This is a genomic window from Leeuwenhoekiella sp. LLG6367-2.1 (assembly GCF_045055775.1).
Classification (GTDB): domain Bacteria; phylum Bacteroidota; class Bacteroidia; order Flavobacteriales; family Flavobacteriaceae; genus Leeuwenhoekiella; species Leeuwenhoekiella aequorea.
In genome coordinates this window covers 1,050,714-1,074,102 of the sequence record NZ_CP159331.1, presented here as the reverse complement: position 1 = coordinate 1,074,102, position 23,389 = coordinate 1,050,714, and the positions used below count along the sequence as shown (strand labels likewise).

The window sequence follows — 23,389 nt, the reverse complement described above, 5'->3', positions numbered from 1 at the left end:
TTATTCTTTTTCTGCGTATTTATAATTTTCCTTATCAAAAAAATCAAAGGCTGGCAATGCTTCATTGGAATTAAACGCGTCAAAAAATGTTGCATTATCCCAGTGAGATCCAGTTCCCCATAGCGTACTTGAAGAGGAAGTAACCCAGGCTGGTTCCCAATAAATAACTCCAAGACCTCCTGCTTTTAGAACTTCATTTGTAAGCTTTATCAAGTAATTTTTCTGACCTTGAGGAGTTGCAGGAAAATTAGGAATTATAGCATCTTCTCCAAGAATATTCCCCGCAGCATCTATATTCTCAAGTGTATGTGAGTAAGCGGTTTCTACAATTACAATCTCTTTCTTATAAGTGGTTTTTAGAGAATCTATAGCGCGATGCAAATCACGTAATGCATAAGTTGACCATTTTGAATAATAAGAAAGCCCTATGATGTCAAAATCTGTTACGTCGTTTGTTTGTGCGTCTTTAAACCAATTAAGCGCATTTTCGGGTTGTGCTATATGAAGAACAATCTTTATTGCCGAATTTGATGATTGAGAAAAATCTCTCACAGCTTTGATACCCTTATTTAATAACAATGCATTTCGTCTCCAGTTGATTGTATCATTATTTTCAGAATCTTTAGCCTGAAGAATTTCAATATTGGTTTCATTACCAACTTGAACCCATTGTGGTTGCAGGTTTTCCTTAGCTAATTTTTTTAGTGTTTGATATGTGTAGTTGTAAACACTATCAGCCATTACCTGATCATCCTGGATTTCCTCCCACGCTTTAGGGCGTTCTTGTTTTTGAGGATCTACCCAGAAATCAGAATAATGGAAATCAAGTAAAACAGCAACTCCGGCATCGTGTGCACGTTTTATAGACCGTTTTACATCTTCAAAATTAGAATAAGGTGAATGTTCTGGATTATGCCATAATCGCAAACGAATAATATTTGCACCTTTTTCTGCGAAATAAGAATAAGGATCTATGGTGTCTCCTTCTGAAGTGAAAAATGCGCTCGCATCTTCAATTTCATTAACATACGATAAATCTGCTCCTAATATAGGAGCTTCCGGCTGTTGGATTTGGTTTTTTAAATCACTCTTATTGCAGCTCAAGAATGAAAGAGTTACCAAGAATAGACTAAGGAATAATTTCAGAAAAAAAATATTAATTCTAGAAGAGTCCATTTAATTCTGCATCTATTCTATTTATAATATCACCCAGATCTTCTGGATTGTCGACAAAATTTATGTCGTCTACATCAATAATGAGTAGATTTCCTTTGGTATAATCGTGAATCCACGCCTCATAACGCTCGTTTAATCTGCTTAAGTAGTCTATAGAAATTGAATTTTCATAATCACGACCGCGCTTGTGAATTTGAGCTACTAAATTGGGTATGCTGCTACGTAAATAAATAAGTAAATCTGGCGGATCAACAACGCTTTCCATCAAATCAAATAATGATCTGTAGTTATTAAAATCGCGATTAGTTAACAAACCCATAGCATGTAAGTTAGGAGCAAAAATAAATGCATCCTCATAAATTGTGCGATCTTGAATAATGGCAGTTTCACTATCTTTTATTTCAAGAAGCTGTCTAAATCGGCTATTTAAAAAGTAAATCTGAAGATTAAATGACCAGCGCTCCATCGAATTATAAAAATCATCTAGATAGGGATTGTCAACCACATCTTCAAATTGTGCTTGCCAGTTAAAATGTTTAGCAAGTAGTCGTGTAAGAGTGGTTTTTCCGGCGCCTATATTGCCTGCAATGGCTATGTGCATGAGTTAAAATTTAGGTAGGTTCAGTTTGTAGGTTGAGATTAAATCAGAATGGTAAAGATACAGGATTCCTGCATTCAAATAAAATGCTTTTATATCTTCCGGCAGGTATTTAATGGGTGACCAGTGCTTACTATTTATAGATCTAATAGAGAGTGTATCATCTATAATCGCTATCATTTCTCCTTTTGAATATTGAAAATCACCCAATTTATTGATAGGCTGCTTACTGAGTAAACTACCGTATTGATTGTATTGATATAGAGTATCTGTTGTACGTACCCAGCAGGTGTTATAATCATTTGTAATTGCTAGCGCATTTTGATTCTGAGGAGTAAAATCGATTATGAATGCATTATTTAAGTAATCATATAGTTCAAGACGTTGAGCATCTACATTAAATACCCATAATCGACGATCGCTGGCCGTGCGAGCGTGACTAATATTTCTAAAGTTTTCTAGTTCGTTAAATTGAATACGGGTTATTTCATTTAAGGTATTATCAAGAATTACTGCCGTATTCGTTTCAGCATAAAAAAGGGTGATTCTTAAGGGGTTTAGGAGATCAACATCGCTAATAGTTCCTAATTGTAAATTACTAAACTGAATGGTCGTGCCTGCATTTTCTTTATGTAATGTTTTATTCTTTATATAATATAAACTTTGATAAGTATCTACTCCCACAAAGGTGTCTGCCTGCAGTGAAATTTTCTTACCTAACTCTGATGCTGAGACTACGAGCGAGTCTTGTGCTATCAGAAATCCCGGGATAAACAAACAAATGATGAAAAGCAATCGCATTTGCGAAAATTACAAAAAAATAGAAGGTCCTAACTTTTAAATAGTCAAGTACTTCAACGAGTTAGTTAACATAAATTTTTATAGCGTTAAACCTTTAAGAAATTTAGAAGTCAAAGAGCGATAAACCATATGACTTATGAAAATTCAATCTTTAGTTCTCGCTTTTGTCTTTAGTATTTTAACTACTGCACTTAGCGCACAGACCTTTGATGGAGGTATTGCTACCTATCAATCCAAAACTTCTTTTGATATGGAAGGTTTTGGCGGTCGTGAAATTAGTGAACAACAAAAAAAGCAGTTTGCAGAACGAATAAAAAGTAGGTTAGAAAAGACCTTTACCCTGACTTTTACAAAGGACGAATCTATCTATGAAGAGGTAGAAAAATTAGAAACCCCGGGTGCGGGTGGTGGCGGTATGCGTTTTGGTGGTGGTTTCTCACAAGGAGGCGTTTATAAAAATATAGCAGAGAATGTCTATGCTCGCGAGAATGATTTGATGGGTAAAAACTTTCTTGTAAAAGATACGCTGTCAAAATTAGATTGGAAACTTGAGAAAGAAAGCAAAATGATAGGTCAATATGCAGCATTTAAAGCAACTGCAATACGTAAAACAGACCCAAATCCTTGGGAAGCTATGCGTCCAAGAAGAGGAGGTAGAGAAGAGGAAGAAAAAACTCAAGAGCCTACAGAAGAATTAATTACAGCCTGGTATACACCTCAAATACCGGTAAGTCAAGGTCCCGATGAATTCTGGGGTCTTCCCGGTCTTGTACTGGAAGTTACAGCAGGACGTACAGTTATACTTTGTAATAAAATTGTAATTAACCCTAAAGAGGGTATCGAAATTGATGTTCCTAAAAAAGGAGATAAAGTATCAAGATTAGAGTATGAAAAGATAGTTGCAGAAAAAACTAAAGAAATGGCAGAGCGCCTTGGCAATGGAAGACGTAATGGTCCCGGAGGACGCGGATAATAGAATTTACTTTTAACAATCAACCAACTTTATTTTGTACAATTAACAACCTCAATTAATGAAATATTTCATTGCCTTATTTCTGCTTATTACTTTATCTACAACTGCTCAAAGCGTACGCATTTCAGGAACAGTTAAAGACGATGCAGGAACTCCCCTAGAATTGGCTAACGTAATAGCTACCCACAGCGACACAGGAGAAATGGAGTCGTATGCTATATCTAATACCGCCGGTAAATTTCAATTTAATCTACCATCAGGATATAACTATTCACTGGTTGCTAGTTTTTTAAGACTTGCACCCACTACCCGCGAACTCAACATCGAGAAAGATGCAGATGATATTACTCTCGATTTTGTGCTTTTACCTGCAGAGAACCAACTGGACGATGTGGAAATTGTGTACGAGATGCCCGTTGTAGTTCGAGGAGATACCATTGTATATAATACCGATAGCTTTACCAATGGTACCGAGCAGAAGTTAGGGGATATTCTAAAAAAATTACCCGGAGTTACAGTTAGCGACGATGGAGAAATACAAGTAGAAGGTCAAACGGTATCTAAGGTAATGATAGAAGGAAAAGATTTTTTTGATGGAAGTTCAAAATTAGCTGTAAAAAATATTCCTGCAGATGCATTGAAGAAAGTTGAGGTTTTAAAGAACTTCAATGAGATTGATCAAATGAGAGGTTTAGGAAATGATCAAGATAACGTAGCAATAAACTTAAAATTAAAAGAAGGTAAAAAGAATTTTTGGTTTGGAGAGATTCAAGGTGGTTTAGGAGATGGCGAAAAAACCCGTTACTTGGGTAGTACAAAGCTGTTTTACTACAGCCCTAAAGGAAGTATTAATGTGATTGGAAATACAAATAATACCGGTGATGTGCCTTTCACTTTTAGAGACTATTTGAATTTTACAGGAGGATTTAGAAATTTTAATCAGCGTGGCGGTACCTCGTTTAATATTGCAGATAGCGGATTAAGCTTTTTAACTACCCAAAATAATAGAGCAAGTGAAATCTCTACAAACTTTGGTGCTGCAAACTTTAGCTATGAAGCATCAGACGCTTGGGATATAAGTGGTTTTGCATTGTTTAGCGATAACTCTACAGATTTTATTCAGCGTTCTTTACGTAATTATATTGCTACAGAAGCCACAGAAGTAAACACTGAAACAAGCGAACAGCGCAATCAACTCGGGATGGTAAAATTTAGTTCGATTTATAAACCAAATGATAAGCTTCAGTTAGACTATGATATTTTGGCAAAAAAGTCTGAACAAAGCGAGATGACCGATGCGCTTTCCATATTTACAGATTCAGGTAATGTAGTAACTAACCCTATTACCGAAGAAAAGGATAATAATCCTTTCAGCTTAAATCAAAATCTTAACGCTTACTATACCCTGGATGAGAAAAATATTTTTGCGGGATTTGTACAGCATTTATATCAAAAAGAAGATCCGTTTTATAGTGCCACTGTACAGCAGCAGCCTTTTACGCAAATCCTTCCGCTAGATACAAATCAATCAGATTTTGATATCAATCAGGATAAAATGATTGAGACCAATAAAATAGATAGTAAGATTGATTATTACTACGTGATAAATGATAAGAGCAACCTTAATTTAACTCTTGGTACCACGTTGAGCAGACAAAATTTTAACTCTAATATATTTCAAATTTTGGATAATGGGAGTTTAAACAATTTTGTAGGAGATAGTCTTAATAATGATGTTACCTATAAATTTAGTGATGTATTTGTAGGAGCACATTACAAATTTAAAACAGGCATATTTACATTTACTCCGGGATTAACCTTGCATAATTATACGGTATCATCAGAACAATTAGGGACTGAAACCAGTGAGAGCGAGTTTAAATTACTTCCAGATTTGTATGCAATAGCACAGTTTAAACAAAGTGAAAGTTTACGTCTGGATTACCAGATGACCGCAGATTATACAGATGTAAATAATTTTGCTGAAGGTTATGTGTTTAATAATTATAACCGAATGTTTAGAGGTAATAGAGAGATTGAAAATGCCATTTTTCATTCTGCACGATTAAATTATTTCAACTTCAATATGTTCAACTTCACAAATATTAATGGAGGGTTGAGCTATACAAAGCGTATAGATGCAATAAAAAGTCAAACAGCGATAGACCAGATAAATCAAGCGTCATCTCCTATTAATAGTAATTTTGTTGATGAGGTATTAAGTGCCAACGGTCGATTTCAGAAGACCTTCAGAAAATGGAAAGCAAATTTGAGCGGTAGCGTTTCATATAGCGAGCTTAATAATATTGTAAATGCGCAGCCTACATTATCTCAAAATTTTACCCAAAATTATCAAGGGAGTGTAGAGACTAATTTTAAAAACGCTCCCAACTTTGAAATTGGATATAACCGAAGTATAAATAACTACGAAAACGGTGGTTTAGAGCGTATTTTTTATACAGATCGCCCGTTTGCAAATGTGGATGTAAAATTTTTAAACGGCTTTACATTTACCGCAGATTGGAGTTATTATAATTATTATGATAAAGACGATACTACGCAGAACGAATATTCGTTTATCGAAGCCGGATTGCGCTATCAAAAGCCGGAAAGTAAATGGGAGTTCCGTTTAGACGGTACTAATTTGCTTAACGTAGACTCATTAAACAATGACAGTTTTAATGAGACCTATAGTACAACTACAGAGTATTTTGTACAGCCAAGAATTTTAATGGCATCCATAAAATACAATCTGTAAATCCTAATTAATTAGCGTTAGCAAGGATTAAAAAAACCCGTAAGGTTCTCAAGAACTAAACGGGTTTTTACTTTTTAATAGGTTAGGCTAAACTATAACTGAGCTTTATTGAATTTCATTTCATAGGCTTCAATGGCCTCTGAAATTTTGTCGACATTATCTGACGCTTTTTGATGAGCAGCTTCCATTGCTTTTTCAAGTTCCTTATCGGGATGCTGAAAAAGGTCTGTAATGACATGATTTATTTTATCGATAATGCTTTCCTGGCTATTCTTAATATCCTCCAGTTTGTGAAGCATTCTTTCCATTTCATCATACTTTGCTTGATCCATAATCTTTTAATTTTTATTAAAGATATAGGGATTGAAGCCTGAAAATGCCTCTTTTAACCTCACTTTACAAGTAATTAGGGGCTTTTTAACGGTTTCAATAATTAACTGGAGCTAATTAATATCCTCTATCGTGGGAGACCGTATTCATTAATTCTTCACCCTTTTGTAATCTTTTGTAATTCTTGGCAATTTGCGACGATACAGAAGCTGCATTGCTCATACTTGCAATATGTGGGGTGATAATGATATCCTTATTTTCCCAGAAAGAATGATCTTCAGGTAAAGGCTCTGTATTAAAAACATCTAATGCAGCACCACTTAATTGACCAGTTTTTAATGCTTCGGTTAAATCGTTTTCTACTAAGTGTCCTCCTCGGGCTACATTGATTAAATATGCGCCTTTAGGAAGTTTAGAAAATAATTCAGTATTTAAAATACCTTGAGTTTTTTCAGTTAAAGGAAGTAGGCAGACAAGAATTTCTGCTTCCGATAAAAACGCATCAAGTTCGTTCTGAGAATAACTAGTTATATTTTCAATTTCCTTTTTTGAGTGAGACCAGCCGGTTACTTTAAAGCCTATATTAGTTAGCATAGTTCCCACAGCTTGGCCTAGTGTTCCTAGTCCTAAAATCCCTACACAAACTTCTTTTGCTCTGCGGTATGGAGTAGGTTTCCAATTTGATTGATCTTGTAATGCCGAATAAACTTTTAAATTTCTAATATGATTTAGGCATAGTGCACTTACAAATTCTTGCATATCACTGGCGAGTTTGTCATCTACTACACGAGTAAGAGTCACATCTCCGGGTAATGATTTATCCTCAAATAAATGATCTACACCAGCACCCATTGATCCTATCACTTTTAGATTAGGGTAATCTGCAAAACTTCCTTGTGGAGCTTTCCAGGTAACAGCCATTGTAACCTCATCAGGATTTTCCACCGTCTCGGGAGTTACTACGGTGATTGAAGAATCGGCCTTTTTTAAAGCCTCGATCCACGGTTCATAATTTTTATCGTTACGTATAAGTAGTAATGCCATTATTTTTTTATCTAAAATTAAAAAATGCCATTCAAATTGAATGGCATTAGATAGTGTATTGTGAAGTATTTAAATTTTATAAGCCGAAAGCTTCTTTTACTTTATCTACATAATCCAGTTTTTCCCAAGTAAAGAGTTCAACTTTCTTTGTCACTCTACCACTGTATGGACTTTCAAATATTTTAGTGATTACCTGAGGATCTTTACCCATGTGACCATAGGCTGCAGTCTCTCTGTAAATAGGATTGCGCAATTTTAAACGCTCTTCAATGGCTGCAGGTCGCATATCAAAAAGCTCACGTACTTTTGATGCAATCTCACCATTACTCATACTCACTTTTTTGGTTCCGTAGGTATCAACAAAAATTGAAGTAGGCTCCACTACACCTATTGCATAAGAAACCTGAACCAAAACTTCGTCAGCAACACCGGCAGCTACAAGATTTTTTGCAATGTGTCTTGCTGCGTATGCAGCAGAACGGTCAACTTTACTAGGGTCTTTTCCTGAAAATGCGCCTCCGCCGTGAGCACCTTTTCCACCATAGGTGTCTACAATAATTTTACGACCGGTAAGTCCAGAATCACCATGTGGCCCACCTATTACAAATTTCCCAGTAGGATTTATATGATAGGTAATCTCGTCATTAAATAATTTTGCTAAATCATCTGTAAGTTCTGCCTTAACGCGAGGGATTAAAATAGAAATTATATCTTTTTTAATCTTATCTAGCATTTTTTCGTCCTCATCAAATTCGTCGTGTTGAGTAGAGACTACAATTGCAACGATTTTTTGAGGGATATTATCATCAGAATACTCAATAGTAACCTGTGCCTTTGCGTCTGGCCTTAGGTAGGTAATATCTTTATCTTCACGGCGCAGTTTTGCAAGTTCGATCATAATGCGATGCGATATATCTAAAGCTAGCGGCATATAATTAGCCGTTTCTTTAGTCGCATAGCCAAACATCATTCCTTGATCTCCCGCACCTTGTTCTTCTTTAGAAGCCCTGTCGACTCCTTGATTAATATCTTTAGATTGCTCATGGATCAATGAGATTACTCCACAGCTGTCACCACTAAATTGATATGCACCTTTAGTATAGCCTATGTCATTAATTACACCGCGCGCTATATTTTGAACATCTAAATACGTGTCACTTTTAACTTCTCCAGCCAGAACCACCTGCCCAGTTGTTACAAGTGTCTCGCAAGCAACTTTTGATTCTGGATCAAATGCTAGAAAATTATCTAAAAGCGTATCGCTAATTTGATCTGCAATCTTATCAGGGTGTCCTTCAGACACACTTTCTGAGGTAAATAAGTAAGCCATTCAAGCAAATTTTTCCCAATTAGGGTATTAAGTTTTAGGACGTACCTAAACTCAAAATTAGTTTTGATTTTTATAACTCCTGTGCTCCCACAGCGAATTGTTTTAAATCGAAAAAAGATTTGACGAGGGCTACTTCTGGTAGTTGTTTACTGCCTTTAGCATTTTTTTATACAGGTGTTTAGACTTGTATAAGAGGTTGCAATCAGTCAAATCTTTCCTCAATGAGTTCGCAAATGTATAAATTTAGAAGGTATTACAAAACGACTATTAAAATCTTATGAAAACTTTTCATTTTGTAAATTTAATAGGGTTTACTTGCATATCTGTAAAAGGTTTTGCAATCTTTACGCTCATAAAGTTCAAACACGTATTGAAATGTTATCAAGAAAGGCGGAGGGATAGACCCAATGAAGCCTTAGCAACCCTTCCTACGGGATGAAGGTGCTAAATTCTACAACAGCAATGTGCTGATGATAGATAACCTAACAAGCTATTTTTTCTGAATAGCTTATTTTTCTTAATAACATTTTTCTTGTAATTAGTGCCAGAGCGGCATTATTTGACTTTGGTTTAATTTATTTAATTCAAAAAAGAAAGATGAGTACTCAAAAATTTTCAACACAAGCTTTACACGCCGGTCACGACACTACTACAAATGGAGGTACACGAGCTGTGCCTATTTACCAGACCAGTAGTTATGTTTTTAATGATTCTGATCATGCTGCAGGATTATTTAATCTATCGCAACCCGGTTTTATTTATACACGTTTAAATAATCCTACAAATGATGTTTTAGAGCAACGTCTTGCTGCTTTAGAAGGTGGTATTGCAGCTGTCGTGACAGCCTCTGGAACTGCTGCAATTAACACAGCATTGCTTACACTTTTAAAGCAAGGAGATCATATTGTAGCCTCGAACAGTCTCTATGGAGGAACTTATAATTTATTGAGTGTTACGCTTCCCAGATTTGGTATAACAACCACGTTTGTTAATCCTGATGAGGTTTCAAACTTTGATGCTGCTATACAAGATAACACACGTGCTATTTTTGTAGAATCTTTAGGAAACCCTAAGCTTGATGTTTTAGATCTAGAAGGAATTTCTGCTACAGCTAAAGAACATAAAATTCCTTTAATCGTAGATAATACGGTTGCTTCACCTGCACTTTTAAATCCTATTGCGCACGGGGCAAATATTGTAATTCATTCCCTTACAAAATACATCAATGGAAATGGAACCTCATTGGGCGGGGTTATTATTGATGCAGGAACATTTGACTGGTCTAGCGGAAAATTTCCAGAGTTTACAGAACCTTCTGCCGGCTATCATGGATTAGTATATCATGATGTTTTAGGACCAGCGGCTTTCATTGCAAAAACACGTATTGAAGGATTACGAGATCACGGTGCAGCTTTGAGTCCGTTTAATGCCTTTCAAATAATTCAGGGATTAGAAACTTTAAAAGTCCGTATAAAGCAGCACAGTGAAAATGCACTGGAACTAGCAACTTGGTTAGAGGCACAACCCGAAGTTACTTGGGTTAATTATCCAGGATTAGCAAGTAGCAAATACAATGACTTAGCAAAAAAATACCTTCCACACGGGCAAAGCGGAATTGTAACTTTTGGTCTCAACAGTGGATTTGAAGGTGCAAAGACAGTTGCAGATAAAACAGAAATTTTTTCGCTTCTTGCAAATATTGGAGATACAAAATCATTAATTATTCATCCGGCGAGTACTACCCATCAGCAATTACCTGATGAAGCACAGGAAGCAACCGGTGTTACTAAAGATTTGATTCGTCTTTCTGTGGGTCTTGAGGATGTAGAAGATTTAAAAGCCGATTTAAAGGCAGCATTTGATCAAATTAAATAAGGATCACCGCTTTAATTTATAGATCGCCTGTCTTATAGATAGGCGATTTTAATACTACAATATACCCTAAAATGCTACACAAACTTGAAGTACTCAATTTCACAACACAATCAGGTTATCAATTAAACTTGCCATTGAGTTATGAGACGTTTGGTCAAGAACTGGGGACAGCACCGGTGATTTTAGTGAACCACGCTCTAACCGGAAATTCGCATGTAAGCGGTGATGAGGGCTGGTGGAATGAAATTATAGGTGAGAATAAATGTATAGATACAAATACGTACAGTATTCTTTCTTTTAATATTCCGGGGAATGGTTACGACGGATTCTTAATAGAAAATTATAAAGATTTTGTTGCACAAGATGTGGCGCGTTCTTTTCTAGAAGGACTCAAATTACTTAACATTAATGAGCTTTTTGCAATTATAGGAGGATCACTGGGAGGTGGTATTGCGTGGGAAATGATTGCGCTTCAACCCGATATTACAAAACATTTAATCCCGGTTGCATCAGACTGGAAATCTACAGACTGGCTTATTGCCAATTGCCAGATTCAGGAACAAATATTAAAAAACTCATCGCAGCCGGTTCACGATGCGCGTATGCATGCAATGTTGTGCTACCGAACGCCTGAGTCTTTTAAAAACAAATTTCAGCGCAGCACAAATGAAGACTTGAAAATTTTTAATGTCGAAAGTTGGTTAGACCATCACGGTCATAAATTGAAAGATCGCTTTCAGGTTGCAGCCTACCGCTTAATGAATCAGCTTTTAAAAACTATAGACGTGACACGAGGTCGCGAAGAGTTTAATGAGATTTTAAGCAAGGTTGAAGCAAATATTCATATCATCGGGGTGGACTCAGATCTATTTTTTACACCTGCCGAAAACAGAGAAACCTACAAGCAACTTGCCCAGCATAAAAACAATGTAACGTACGGAGAAATAAATTCGGTACACGGGCACGATGCTTTTTTGATAGAATTTGAGCAGCTCGAGCAATTATTGTATCCTGTTTTTAAAGAAGATTCAGCAAAACTGAAAATTTTAAAATTTGGCGGAAAGTCGTTAGCAAATGGTAACGGTTTAACTACTGTTCTTGAGATTATTCAATCAAAAGTGGCTAATAACGAGCGTATTGCTGTGGTGCTTTCTGCACGCGGTGGTGCAACAGATGAGCTTGAAGCTATCTTAGAAGCTGCTGCTTCAGGTTTAGCTATTGAGCATAGATTTGAGGCATTTAAAACCTACCAACAGCATGACTTTGATGTTGATTTATCTTCAGAATTTTCCGAATTAAAGCGTCTTTTTGAAGGTGTAGCATTACTAGGCGATTACAGCCGAAGGGTAAAAGATGAGGTGTTGTCTTTTGGAGAATTAATTTCAGTAAAAACGGTTACCCATCTTTTGCAAAAGCAAGGTGTTAATGCTCATTTTGCAGACACCAGAAAACTTATAACAACCAATGGTACTTTTGGGAATGCACAACCTAACGATACGCGCTCAAAAGAACAAGTAGTAAAGCATTTTGCTAAGTACAACGGGAATACGGTGCATGTTGTTACCGGTTTTATCGCAAGTAATGAAGATAATCAAACGACCACTTTAGGGAGAAACGGGAGTAATTATACGGCTTCGCTGCTAGCAAATTATCTCGACGCAGGCGAATTGCAAAATTATACCCACGTTGATGGTATTTTTACCGCCAATCCTGATATGGTACCTGATGCTCAGAAAATTGAGCGTTTGACGTATAGCGAAGCAAACGAACTAGCAAATTTTGGGACTTCGGTATTGCATGCAAAAACCATAATCCCCTTAATCGAGAAGAATATTCCCTTACGTATTTTAAACACCTTTAATGCAGATGATACCGGAACATTAATCACTGCACAAACTGAGCAGGAAGGTATTAAATCACTTTCTGTATTGAGTGAGATGGCGTTAATTAATCTGGAAGGCCGCGGACTGTTAGGTAAAGTAGGCGTTGATGCTCGTATATTTAGAGCTTTGGGAAACAGTGGCGTGAGTGTGAGTATTATTGCGCAGGGCTCTTCAGAACGTGGTATAGGCTTAGTCGTAGAATCTAAACAAGCACAGCAAGCTATCGCAGCATTGCGTTTTGAATTTGAAGCAGATTTTCAAAATCAAGATGTAAACCGTATTGAAATTATAGACGAGGTTGCCGTGATATCTATTATTGGGCAAGACTTAAGCACCTTTCACAAACCGTATAGCGAACTGATAAAAAATGGTATTGTGCCGTTACTTTTTAATAATACAGTAACCGGAAGAAATGTGAGTGTTGTTGTGCGTAAGCCCCAATTAAATAAAGCTATTAATGTTGTTCACGGGGAAATTTTTGGCATTGCAAAGAAAATAAATGTGGCCATTTTTGGACAGGGATTAGTAGGTGGTACTCTAATTAATCAGATTCTTGCTTCTGCAGCGACAATCCAAGAGCGCAAAGGGATTTCATTAAATATTTTTGCTATAGCGAATTCTAAAAAAATAGGGCTGGATAAAAATGGGGTTACAGAAGATTGGAAATCACACTTTGATACACATGCAGTAGAGGGCGGAGTCGAGGAAGTTATCGCTTTTGCTAAGGCAAATCACCTTGCTAATTTGATCGCAATAGACAATACAGCGAGTGCTGAGTTTATTACAAATTATATTGATCTTGCTAAAAATGGTTTTGATCTGGTTTCCTCAAATAAAATTGCCAATACGGTAGGTTTTGATTTTTATCAAAAGTTACGCAGGGTTTTAGATGAAAATCAAAAACGCTACTTGTACGAGACTAATGTAGGTGCAGGGCTACCACTAATCGATACGATACGCTTATTGCATCTCTCCGGAGATAATATTACACGTATAAAGGGAGTGTTTAGTGGATCGTTAAGTTACTTATTCAATACGTTTTCTATAGAAGATCGAAGTTTTTCAAATGTACTCCAGGAAGCAATAGATAAAGGTTTTACAGAGCCTGATCCGCGAGAAGATTTGGGAGGCAATGATGTAGGACGTAAACTGTTAATTTTAGCTAGAGAACTCGACTTACACAAAGAACTCAGCGATGTAAATATCGAGAATTTAATTCCAGATCATTTGCGGGATGGGTCGGCTTCAGATTTCTTAGGCAGTTTAAAAGAATTAGATGCTGTTTTTGAATCGCGCAAAAAAGCTTTAAAAGAGGATGAGGTTCTGCGGTATGTTGGCGACCTTTACGGAGATTTATCAAAAGAAGATGGCGGTACACTTGAAGTGAAGCTAGTGACTGTTTCAAAAAATTCTGCTTTAGGCCAGGTAAAAGGCAGCGATAGTATTTTTGAAATTTATACAGAGTCGTATGGCGAAAATCCGTTAGTGATTCAGGGAGCAGGCGCTGGGGCTGCTGTTACTGCCAGAGGAGTTTTTGGTGATATATTGAAACTTGCAGAGCGCAACAATTAAAAGTTTAAAAGATAAAACATCTAGTATGAAAGTTATTCTTGAAAGAAAAAATAGCGATTACCTGTTTGAAGCCAAAGGTGCTTCGGGAAATACAGTAATGATAGATAATAAAACTGTTGATGAAGTACATGGTAGTAGCCCAATGGAATTACTCCTAATGGGAGTAGGCGGATGCAGCGCTATTGATATTATTTCAATATTAAAAAAACAAAAACTAGAGATTGATTCCTACCGTGTTGAGGTAGAGGGTGATCGTAAAGAAGTAGGAGGCGCAAAACCTTTTGAAGCTATGCGCGTTTTAGTTTATCTAGAAGGAGATATCCCGGCAGAAAAGGCATTGCGAGCAGCAAAGCTAAGTTTTGAAAAATACTGTTCGGTTTCAATAACCTTACAAGCGGGTGTTGATATCACTTATAAAGTTTTTCTGAATGGTGAAGAAGTTGCGTAGACTTTAAACAGCCAAGAGTATAAAGAGGGAGAAGCAAGATGTAGTGAAAGTGATTAATATTTCAGAGACAACGAGTTAGTATCCTACGACAACCAGATTATAGAAATGGAATTTGATCAGCATTTTGAGGATTATAAATCTCACAGTTATAGTCTAATATCTAATAGAACAATGAGCAAGCATTTTGAAACCGAAGCAATACGTACCCAATTAAACCGAAGTGAATATTTAGAGCATTCTGTGCCGTTATATTTAACCTCGAGTTTTGTATTTGAAGATGCAGAAGATATGCGGGCATCATTTACCGAAGAAAAGGAGCGCAATATTTACAGTAGGTTTACAAATCCTAATACCAGCGAATTTGTAGATAAGATTTGTAAGCTGGAGGGAGCCGAATCGGGTTATGCATTTGCTACGGGAATGGCTGCTGTTTTTTCAACTTTTGCAGCTCTTTTAGATAGCGGAGATCATATCGTATCTGCTAGATCGGTTTTTGGGTCTACACATTCGCTATTTACCAAGTACCTCCCAAAATGGAATATTGAAACTTCCTATTTTAATGTTAGTGAAGTTGATAAGGCAGAAAGCCTCATAAAGCCTGAAACTAAAATCCTTTATGTAGAATCACCTACAAATCCTGGGTGCGATGTGCTGGATCTTCAGTTTCTGGGAGATTTAGCTAAAAAACACAATTTAATTTTTGTTGTCGATAACTGTTTTGCGACACCCTATTTACAACAACCTATAAAATTCGGTGCAGATTTGGTGATTCATTCGGCAACCAAAATGATTGATGGTCAAGGTCGGGTTCTAGGCGGAGTTACCGTAGGACGCTCAGATTTAATTCGTGAGATCTATTTATTTGCGCGTAATACAGGACCTGCATTGTCTCCGTTTAATGCCTGGGTTCTTTCAAAAAGTTTAGAAACGTTACACGTACGTGCAGATCGGCATTGTGAAAATGCCTTGAAGGTAGCTGAATTTTTAGAAGGTCATGAGCATATCAATATGGTAAAATACCCCTTTTTAAAGTCGCACCCACAATATGAAATCGCCAAAAAACAAATGCGTTTAGGAGGCAATATTGTGGCTTTTGAAGTAAAAGGAGGAATAGATGCCGGTCGTAACTTTTTAAATGCGATTAAAATGTGTTCGCTTTCAGCAAATTTAGGAGATACACGTACAATTGTGACGCATCCTGCATCTACTACGCATAGCAAACTTGCAGAAGAAGACCGTCTTGAAGTAGGTATTACAGATGGTTTAGTACGCTGCTCGGTAGGTCTTGAGCATGTAGAAGACATAATTGCCGATTTAGATCAAGCCTTAAGGGCATAGAATTCTAACTTTTTATCTACTTTTAGGCTGTGTTATCAAAAAAGACGAAGTACGGTTTAAAGGCGTTAGCCTATGTTGCAAAGCATAAGGGAGAGGATCCTGTGCAAATAGGAGCAATCGCAAAAAGTGAAAATATCTCTCAAAAATTTCTGGAGAGTATTATGCTTACGCTACGTAAAGCCGGTTTTCTTGGCAGTAAAAAAGGTAAAGGTGGCGGATATTACCTGAGACGACAACCAGAAGATATTAAGATGGTTGAAGTTATGCGTATCCTGGAAGGTCCGGTTTCTTTAGTTCCCTGCGTGAGTTTAAATTTTTATGAACGTTGCGATGATTGCCCAGATGAGACTACATGTTCTGTGCATAGCCTTATGGTACAGCTACGCGACAGTAATCTTTCCGTTTTAAATAAAAACACTTTAGCAGATCTCATCAAGGAATAGTTGCAGAATTCTCTTTTTATTCCTTAAAAGCTGAAAATCACTTAAAAGTTTCAAAAAACTACCTAAAAGATTTGGTCATAATAAATGCGGGGTCTACTTTTGCTTTATAATCCTACTATTCCGATAGGATTTAAATAAAAAGATGATTTTAGAAATTGAGATATGATTTTAGATCAGGTATATAGCGAGACTAAGAAAGAAAAACCAAAAAAGGCTTCTTTTAATAAAGACGTTTCTTCAGAGAAACCGGCTCGCAGCATTGTAAAATCTATTAGTTGGAGAATTGTGGGTACAATAGATACTGTTCTAATATCTTGGGTAATAACCGGTACGTTAGCTCTGGCATTTTCGATAGGAGCTGTAGAGCTTGTGACAAAAATGGTATTATATTTCTTTCATGAACGTATTTGGAACACTATAAACTGGGGGAAATAATGAGTTATTCAACTGAAAAATTACAGCAGCTTAATTTAGAATTAAGAGATAAATCTCCTGTAGAGATTGCAAAATGGGCAGTAGAAAATGCTCAAAATGCTGTTGTTACAACAAATTTTAGACCCTATGAAGCTGCGATTTTATATGCAGCAAGCGAGGCTAAAAAAGATATTCCTGTGGTGTGGTGTGATACGGGTTACAACACACCTAATACATATAGACACGCTGAAGAAGTCATTGAGCTACTTAAATTAAATATTGACTTATACGTGCCTAAGCAAACCACATCGCATCGTGATATTGTTATGGGTATTCCGCAAATTGACGATCCGTTACATAAAGTGTTTACAGAGCAAGTGAAACTGGAACCTTTTAAACGAGCAATGGCAAATCACAAACCAGACGTCTGGTTTACTAATCTAAGAAAAGGTCAAACGGCCCATCGTGATAATCTTGACATATTAAGTCAGGGAGCAGACGGTATTTTAAAAGTGAGTCCGTTTTATTATTACAGCGATGATGAGTTAGACATCTTTTTGGAGGAGAATAATTTGCCTAACGAACATAAATATTTTGATCCAACAAAAGTTTTGGAGAATCGGGAGTGTGGCTTACACGCCTAAAACAAGTATATAATGAGTAAGATTTTAAAAACAAATGCACTAGAAAGCGAAGCTATTTACATCTTTAGAGAAGTTGTAGCTCAGTTTGAAAATCCGGTATTGTTATTTTCAGGGGGAAAAGACAGTATCACATTAGTGCGTTTAGCGCAAAAAGCATTTTATCCCGGAAAAATTCCTTTTCCATTACTACACGTTGACACCGGACACAATTTTCCCGAAACAATAGAATTTAGAGATCGTCTTGTAGAAGAGTTGGGTTTAAATCTAATTGTGCGTAATGTACAGGATGCTATAGATTCTGGTAAAGTGACAGAAGAGACCGGTAAATACTCAAGCCGAAATATGCTTCAGACTACAACACTTCTCGATGCAATAGAAGAATTTAAATTTGATGCATGTATAGGTGGGGCACGTCGGGATGAAGAAAAAGCCCGGGCTAAAGAACGCATATTTTCAGTACGTGATGATTTTGGACAATGGGATGAGAAAAACCAGCGTCCCGAGCTTTTTGATCTTTTAAATGGAAAGATTGAAATAGGGCAAAATGTACGTGTTTTTCCTATATCAAACTGGACCGAACTTGATGTGTGGAGCTATATTGAGCAGGAGCAAATTGAAATTCCATCTATATACTTTTCGCATAAGCGTAAAACTTTTGTGCGTGACGGCTTGATCTGGAGTGCGTCTAAGTATGTATATCGAGAAGAAGATGAAGAAGTATTAGAACGTATCGTACGTTTTAGAACTGTAGGAGATATGACTTGTACTGCGGCAGTGGAGTCTGAAGCAGATACTATAGAACGAATAGTAAATGAGATTAAAGTTTCTACAATATCAGAACGTGGGGCGCGTATAGACGATAAGCGCTCTGAAGCTGCAATGGAAAAACGTAAACAACAAGGATATTTTTAGACCTTAGAAGGCAGTCTAAACAACAATATTAATAGCAATACAATTACAAAGTGGAAGTTCTAAAAATAGCAACAGCAGGAAGTGTAGATGACGGTAAAAGTACCTTGATAGGGCGCTTGCTTTACGATTCTAAGTCATTAACAGATGATAAATTAGAAGCCATTGAGCGTAATAGCAAAAAGAAAGGATACGATTACCTTGATTTTTCTCTTGCGACAGATGGTCTGGTTGCAGAACGCGAGCAGGGAATAACAATTGATGTGGCTCATATTTATTTTTCTACAAAGAAGAAAAGTTACATTATAGCAGATACACCTGGTCACGTAGAATATACGCGTAACATGGTAACGGGAGCGTCACAGGCTCAAGCATCGATTATATTAATAGATGCGCGTAAAGGTGTTATTGAACAGACCTACCGCCATTTTTTTATAAATAATTTGTTGCGTGTAAAACACGTAATTGTGGCTGTAAATAAAATGGATCTCGTTGATTATGATCAACAGGTTTTTGAAAACATCAAAGCAGATTTTGAAAAGCTTAATGCTCAAAGTAGCTATGATGAACAGCAAATTACATTTATTCCCATTAGCGCATTAAAAGGGGATAATGTTGCTAAAAAGACAAATACAATGTCTTGGTATGAAGGAGTAAGCGTTCTGGATTATTTAGAGGATCTTAAACCGGAATATGATGAATTAACAGCAGCTCGTTTTCCCGTACAAACGGTAATACGTCCCAAAAAAGATGAATTTCATGATTACCGGGGTTATGCTGGTAAAATTTATGGAAGTAGCCTCAAAGTTGGAGATGCGGTAACGGTTTTACCTTCGTTAACTTCATCAAAAATTAAAACCATAGAGTTTTTTGATAAACACTATGAAGAGGCAGTTGCAGGAAGTTCAGTATCTATCACGCTAGAAGATGATATTAATGTTACCCGGGGAGACGTATTAGTAAAATCTGACGAGGTTCCTCAATCATCTAAAACCTTAAAAGCTGCAGTGTGCTGGATGGATGGAAAAGCGCTGGTGCCAGGAGCGAAATATGAAATTCAACATAATTCAAATAGAATCTTAGCTAAAATAGATAGTATCGAAGGTATTATTGCAACCGATTATTCTGGTGAGGATACCAGTAAAAACCAACTTTCATTAAATGAGATTGGTAAGGTTAATTTTAAATTGAGTAAAAATTTATTCTACGACAATTATGCAGATAATAAAGCCGGCGGTTCTTTTATATTAATTGATACACAAAGCAATACTACAGCCGGAGTAGGTTTTATCGGTTAATTTACAATACTATAATTGAAGGCGACTTTTCGCTTTCTTTTTTACTAAAATCCTATAAAACCCATAGGATTTAAATGAATATAAAAATTGTGCTATGCAAAGCTTCAGAACAGAAATTGAAAATCCAGTTGTCGAGAAAGACATTATAGAGCTAGAGAGAAAAATAAGGCTTTTTAAAGATGGTAAAATTGATGAAGAGCGTTTTAGAAGTCTTCGTCTTGCTCGTGGCGTTTATGGTCAACGTCAGGAAGGTGTTCAAATGATACGTATAAAACTACCGTATGGTAAAGTTACAAGTGAACAGCTTTTCAGAATTTCTGATGTTTCTGATGAATATTCAAGAGGGAAATTGCATATCACTACACGCCAGGATATACAAATTCATTATGTGAGTCTAGACCGCACTCCAGAACTTTGGGCAGAACTTGAAAAAAGTGATGTTACATTGCGTGAGGCTTGCGGAAACACCGTGCGTAACGTGACGGCAAGTCCAGATGCGGGGATTAATCCTAACGAGGCTTTTGATGTCTCGCCTTATGCACACGCTACCTTTCAGTTTTTTCTTAGAAATCCTATTTCTCAAGAAATGGGTAGAAAATTTAAAATGTCTTTTTCATCAACAGATGATGACTCCGCTTTAGCATTTATACACGATCTGGGTTTTATACCTAAAATCAAAGACGGCGCACGTGGCTTTAAGGTAATGCTTGGTGGTGGCTTGGGATCGCAGCCGCGACACGCAGATACGCTACACGAATTTTTACCTGTAAATGAGTTGATACCGCTTATCGAAGGTGTGTTACGTGTATTTGATCGTCACGGTGAACGTGCAAGACGTCTTAAAGCTAGGATGAAATTTCTAATAAAAGATCTTGGTGTTGAAGGGTTTATGAATCTTGTAGCAGAAGAGCAAAAGGCACTTTCATACAAAACATTTGAGATTGACACTGCCGAATTTGAACACGCAATTGCAGCACCTTTAGCCGAGGCTCCACAGATAGTTGTTGAAGACACTAAAGCCTTTGAAGCCTGGAAAGCAACAAATGTATTTAAGCAAAAACAAAACGGCTTAGTAGCTATAGGTATTAAAGTTAGATTAGGAGATTTCTCTACTGAAAAAGCGCGTGCTCTAGGAAGTTTAATTAACAAATATGCAGGTGATGAACTGCGATTTACCTTGCGTCAAAATATTTTATTAAGACATATTCCTGAAGCAGCCCTATCTTTTTTCTATACCGAATTAGATAAGCTTGGTTTTGCTCGCCCGGGATACGAGACCACCACAGATATTACTGCATGTCCCGGTACAGACACGTGTAATTTAGGGATTGCAAGTAGTACCGGTATTGCAGATAAACTGGAAGACGTTTTAGTAGCAGAATATCCCGAATATTTAAACAACAAAGAAATTACCATAAAAATAAGTGGTTGTATGAATGCGTGTGGGCAGCACAATATGGCACATATAGGTTTTCAGGGGATGTCTGTACGTACGCCAGACAAGCTTGTGGCACCGGCTCTTCAGGTTTTATTAGGAGGAGGAGTTTTAGGTAATGGTCAAGGGCGCTTTGCAGATAAAGTTATCAAGATACCCAGCAAAAGAGGTCCGCAGGCATTACGCGCTATACTAGATGATTATAAAGAAAACGCTGGAAACTTAGACTTTTTGAGCTATTATGACGAGAAAGGGCAGCGCTATTTTTATGATTTTCTAAAATCATTTTCAGATACAGATAACCTTGTACCCTCAGATTTTATAGACTGGGGAAATGATGAAAAGTATATTCAGGAAGTAGGTGTAGGTGAGTGCGCGGGTGTAGTAATCGATCTAGTTCAAACTTTATTACTCGAGGCAAAAGATAAATTAGGAAGCGCTATAGAGTCTTTTGAAGAAATGAGATGGGCAGATAGTATTTACCATACCTATGCGAGCTTAGTAAATGGCGCAAAAGCAATTTTACTTTCTGAAAACGTAAAAACAAATACACAAGCAAATATTATCGCTGAATTTGACGAAACTTTTAAAGATAATTCGACACTTTCCGTAGCTGGATCTTTTGCCGATTTGGTTTATCAAATTCAAAATAACGAACCTTCTAAAGAGTTTGCAGAATCTTACCTTTCTGATGCAAATGCCTTTTTTGAAAGAGCAGATCTTTTTAGAAAAAATCAACTTGCACATGCTAACTAATAATCCAAAATTAACAGTTGTAGGAGCAGGACCCGGGGATATTGAGCTATTTACTTTAAAGGGTGTAAAAGCCTTACAAAGTGCAAATGTAGTTTTGTACGACGCTTTAGTAAATCCAGAGCTTCTCGATTATGCCCAAAATGCAGAACTTATCTTTGTAGGGAAGCGTAAAGGATGTTACGCTTATCAACAGGAGCAAATAAATGATTTAATTATTTCTCGGGCGAATAGCCACGGTCACGTAGTACGATTAAAAGGTGGAGACCCGTTTATTTTTGGGCGTGGAGCAGAAGAAATGGAAATCGCTGCCGCCGCCGGATTAGAAGTTGCCATGGTACCGGGAATTTCATCGTCATTAGCTGTTCCTGCGTATCAAAATATACCACTTACAAAAAGGGGGAGTGCTGAAAGTTTTTGGGTAATTACCGGGACCACAAAAGATCATAAACTATCTAATGATGTAGCTCTTGCTTCTCAATCTTCGGCCACCGTGGTAATTTTGATGGGAATGAGTAAACTAGGTGAAATCGTAAATCTTTTTACCGCTAGTGGTAAAAAGGAGGTTCCTGTGGCGATAATTCAAAATGGAACTACCGCAGAGGAGCGCATAGGAATAGGAACGATTAAAACAATACAATCTGTTGTAGAAGCGTTAAAACTTACAAATCCATCAATTATTGTGATAGGAGAGGTGGTGAGACATCGTGCACAATTGCTAAATTTGCAGTTAGAATATAATGCAGTATGATAATTGATTCCCAGGAAAATAACACGTTATATCCGGTTTTTCTTAAAGTTAGAAATTTACAGATTCTTATAGTAGGTGGTGGTAATGTGGCTTTAGAGAAGCTTACATTTCTTACAAAATCAAGCCCCGATGCGGTTGTGGAGATGGTAGCACCATTCTTTAGACCAGAAACTTTAGAATTAGCAAATAAGTATAATGTAAAGGTTACTCGTAAGCGTTTTACCCGATCGATGCTAAAAAAGCGACATGTAGTAATTGCAACTACAGATAGCCCGGCAGTAAATAAGAGAATTTACAGAGCGGCCAGAAAGCGCTTTTTACTTTGTAATATTGCAGATGTGCCAGAGCTGTGTGATTTTTATATGGGTGGTATTGTAACCAAAGGAAATGTGAAAATAGCTATTTCTACAAATGGGAAGTCACCAACTACTGCTAAGCGTTTGAGACAGTTTTTTGAAGAGGTTATACCAGAAAACATTGATGATCTGGTTCAAAATCTCAATGAATATAGAAAAACCATTAAAGGAGATTTTGAAGAAAAGGTAGAAACCTTGAATGAGTTTACAAAAGGATTGATTTCCAAAAATTAAAGATAAAGTTGAATGATGAGCTGCTT

20 protein-coding genes and 1 riboswitch are annotated in these 23,389 nt (G+C 36.8%); of the genes, 14 read left to right on the top strand and 6 right to left on the bottom strand.

The annotated features are described in order from the left end of the window. Genes ABVM53_RS04905 through ABVM53_RS04895 form a run of 3 tightly spaced genes read right to left on the bottom strand, consistent with a single transcriptional unit; the run spans position 1 to position 2,575 of the window. Positions 1–1,104, bottom strand: a complete 1,104-nt coding sequence (locus ABVM53_RS04905) for an arabinogalactan endo-beta-1,4-galactanase (protein WP_405330110.1) — start codon at positions 1,102–1,104, stop codon at positions 1–3. Positions 1,105–1,162: 58 nt separating this feature from the next. After that, positions 1,163–1,777 (bottom strand): deoxynucleoside kinase, encoded by a 615-nt coding sequence (locus tag ABVM53_RS04900; protein WP_128758150.1) that lies wholly within the window; start codon positions 1,775–1,777, stop codon positions 1,163–1,165. A gap of 3 nt (positions 1,778–1,780) precedes the next feature. After that, positions 1,781–2,575, bottom strand: a complete 795-nt coding sequence (locus ABVM53_RS04895; protein WP_405330106.1) for a hypothetical protein — start codon at positions 2,573–2,575, stop codon at positions 1,781–1,783. Between the two features lie 136 nt (positions 2,576–2,711). Here ABVM53_RS04895 and ABVM53_RS04890 point away from each other — a divergent pair, with 136 nt between their 5' ends. Beyond that, entirely contained in the window at positions 2,712–3,548 is an 837-nt protein-coding gene (locus ABVM53_RS04890) for a GLPGLI family protein (RefSeq protein ID WP_405330103.1), read from the top strand. Positions 3,549–3,606: 58 nt separating this feature from the next. Continuing rightward, a complete protein-coding gene (locus ABVM53_RS04885; RefSeq protein ID WP_405330100.1) occupies positions 3,607–6,306 on the top strand; it encodes a carboxypeptidase regulatory-like domain-containing protein in 2,700 nt (899 codons plus the stop codon). Between the two features lie 92 nt (positions 6,307–6,398). Here ABVM53_RS04885 and ABVM53_RS04880 read toward each other — a convergent pair whose 3' ends face one another. The 3 genes from ABVM53_RS04880 to metK all read right to left on the bottom strand — a co-directional run bounded on the left by ABVM53_RS04880 (position 6,399) and on the right by metK (position 9,010). Then, positions 6,399–6,638, bottom strand: coding sequence for a hypothetical protein (locus tag ABVM53_RS04880; RefSeq protein ID WP_405330098.1), 240 nt, complete (start codon positions 6,636–6,638; stop codon positions 6,399–6,401). A 115-nt stretch (positions 6,639–6,753) separates the two neighbouring features. Then, the gene (locus tag ABVM53_RS04875) at positions 6,754–7,680 is read right to left on the bottom strand and encodes a 2-hydroxyacid dehydrogenase (protein ID WP_405330095.1); all 927 of its coding nucleotides are present in this window, start codon (positions 7,678–7,680) and stop codon (positions 6,754–6,756) included. A 76-nt stretch (positions 7,681–7,756) separates the two neighbouring features. Further along, positions 7,757–9,010, bottom strand: coding sequence for a methionine adenosyltransferase (gene metK, locus ABVM53_RS04870; RefSeq protein ID WP_371457701.1), 1,254 nt, complete (start codon positions 9,008–9,010; stop codon positions 7,757–7,759). 375 nt (positions 9,011–9,385) lie between these two features. After that, positions 9,386–9,494, top strand: a riboswitch (SAM riboswitch). A 113-nt stretch (positions 9,495–9,607) separates the two neighbouring features. Here metK and ABVM53_RS04865 point away from each other — a divergent pair. From ABVM53_RS04865 to ABVM53_RS04810, 12 genes are all read left to right on the top strand, one after another. Then, positions 9,608–10,885, top strand: a complete 1,278-nt coding sequence (locus ABVM53_RS04865; protein ID WP_405330091.1) for an O-acetylhomoserine aminocarboxypropyltransferase/cysteine synthase family protein — start codon at positions 9,608–9,610, stop codon at positions 10,883–10,885. A 71-nt stretch (positions 10,886–10,956) separates the two neighbouring features. Next, positions 10,957–14,340: a bifunctional aspartate kinase/homoserine dehydrogenase I gene (gene thrA, locus ABVM53_RS04860; RefSeq protein ID WP_405330089.1), complete on the top strand. Its 3,384-nt coding sequence runs from the start codon at positions 10,957–10,959 to the stop codon at positions 14,338–14,340. 25 nt (positions 14,341–14,365) lie between these two features. After that, the gene (locus ABVM53_RS04855; RefSeq protein ID WP_128758159.1) at positions 14,366–14,788 is read left to right on the top strand and encodes an OsmC family protein; all 423 of its coding nucleotides are present in this window, start codon (positions 14,366–14,368) and stop codon (positions 14,786–14,788) included. Between the two features lie 171 nt (positions 14,789–14,959). Beyond that, a complete protein-coding gene (locus ABVM53_RS04850) occupies positions 14,960–16,126 on the top strand; it encodes a PLP-dependent aspartate aminotransferase family protein (protein ID WP_371457698.1) in 1,167 nt (388 codons plus the stop codon). A 29-nt stretch (positions 16,127–16,155) separates the two neighbouring features. Then, positions 16,156–16,569: an Rrf2 family transcriptional regulator gene (locus tag ABVM53_RS04845; protein ID WP_128758161.1), complete on the top strand. Its 414-nt coding sequence runs from the start codon at positions 16,156–16,158 to the stop codon at positions 16,567–16,569. Positions 16,570–16,731: 162 nt separating this feature from the next. Further along, the gene (locus tag ABVM53_RS04840) at positions 16,732–17,004 is read left to right on the top strand and encodes a DUF2061 domain-containing protein (RefSeq protein WP_371457697.1); all 273 of its coding nucleotides are present in this window, start codon (positions 16,732–16,734) and stop codon (positions 17,002–17,004) included. Then, on the top strand, positions 17,004–17,627 hold the full coding sequence (locus tag ABVM53_RS04835; protein ID WP_405330083.1) for a phosphoadenosine phosphosulfate reductase family protein: 624 nt from the start codon (positions 17,004–17,006) through the stop codon (positions 17,625–17,627). The genes ABVM53_RS04840 and ABVM53_RS04835 overlap by 1 nt, the downstream gene beginning before the upstream one ends. Before the next feature lie 12 nt (positions 17,628–17,639). Continuing rightward, a complete protein-coding gene (cysD, locus tag ABVM53_RS04830) occupies positions 17,640–18,539 on the top strand; it encodes a sulfate adenylyltransferase subunit CysD (RefSeq protein WP_405330081.1) in 900 nt (299 codons plus the stop codon). A 50-nt stretch (positions 18,540–18,589) separates the two neighbouring features. Beyond that, positions 18,590–19,834 carry a sulfate adenylyltransferase subunit 1 gene (locus tag ABVM53_RS04825; protein ID WP_405330079.1) on the top strand — a complete coding sequence of 415 codons (1,245 nt, stop codon included), beginning with the start codon at positions 18,590–18,592 and terminating at the stop codon, positions 19,832–19,834. Between the two features lie 94 nt (positions 19,835–19,928). Continuing rightward, positions 19,929–22,025 carry a nitrite reductase gene (locus ABVM53_RS04820; protein ID WP_405330076.1) on the top strand — a complete coding sequence of 699 codons (2,097 nt, stop codon included), beginning with the start codon at positions 19,929–19,931 and terminating at the stop codon, positions 22,023–22,025. Continuing rightward, positions 22,015–22,773 carry a uroporphyrinogen-III C-methyltransferase gene (gene cobA, locus ABVM53_RS04815; RefSeq protein ID WP_405330073.1) on the top strand — a complete coding sequence of 253 codons (759 nt, stop codon included), beginning with the start codon at positions 22,015–22,017 and terminating at the stop codon, positions 22,771–22,773. The genes ABVM53_RS04820 and cobA overlap by 11 nt, the downstream gene beginning before the upstream one ends. Continuing rightward, positions 22,770–23,363: a bifunctional precorrin-2 dehydrogenase/sirohydrochlorin ferrochelatase gene (locus tag ABVM53_RS04810; RefSeq protein ID WP_405330070.1), complete on the top strand. Its 594-nt coding sequence runs from the start codon at positions 22,770–22,772 to the stop codon at positions 23,361–23,363. Before cobA ends, ABVM53_RS04810 begins: the two co-directional genes overlap by 4 nt. Positions 23,364–23,389: the final 26 nt, after the last annotated feature.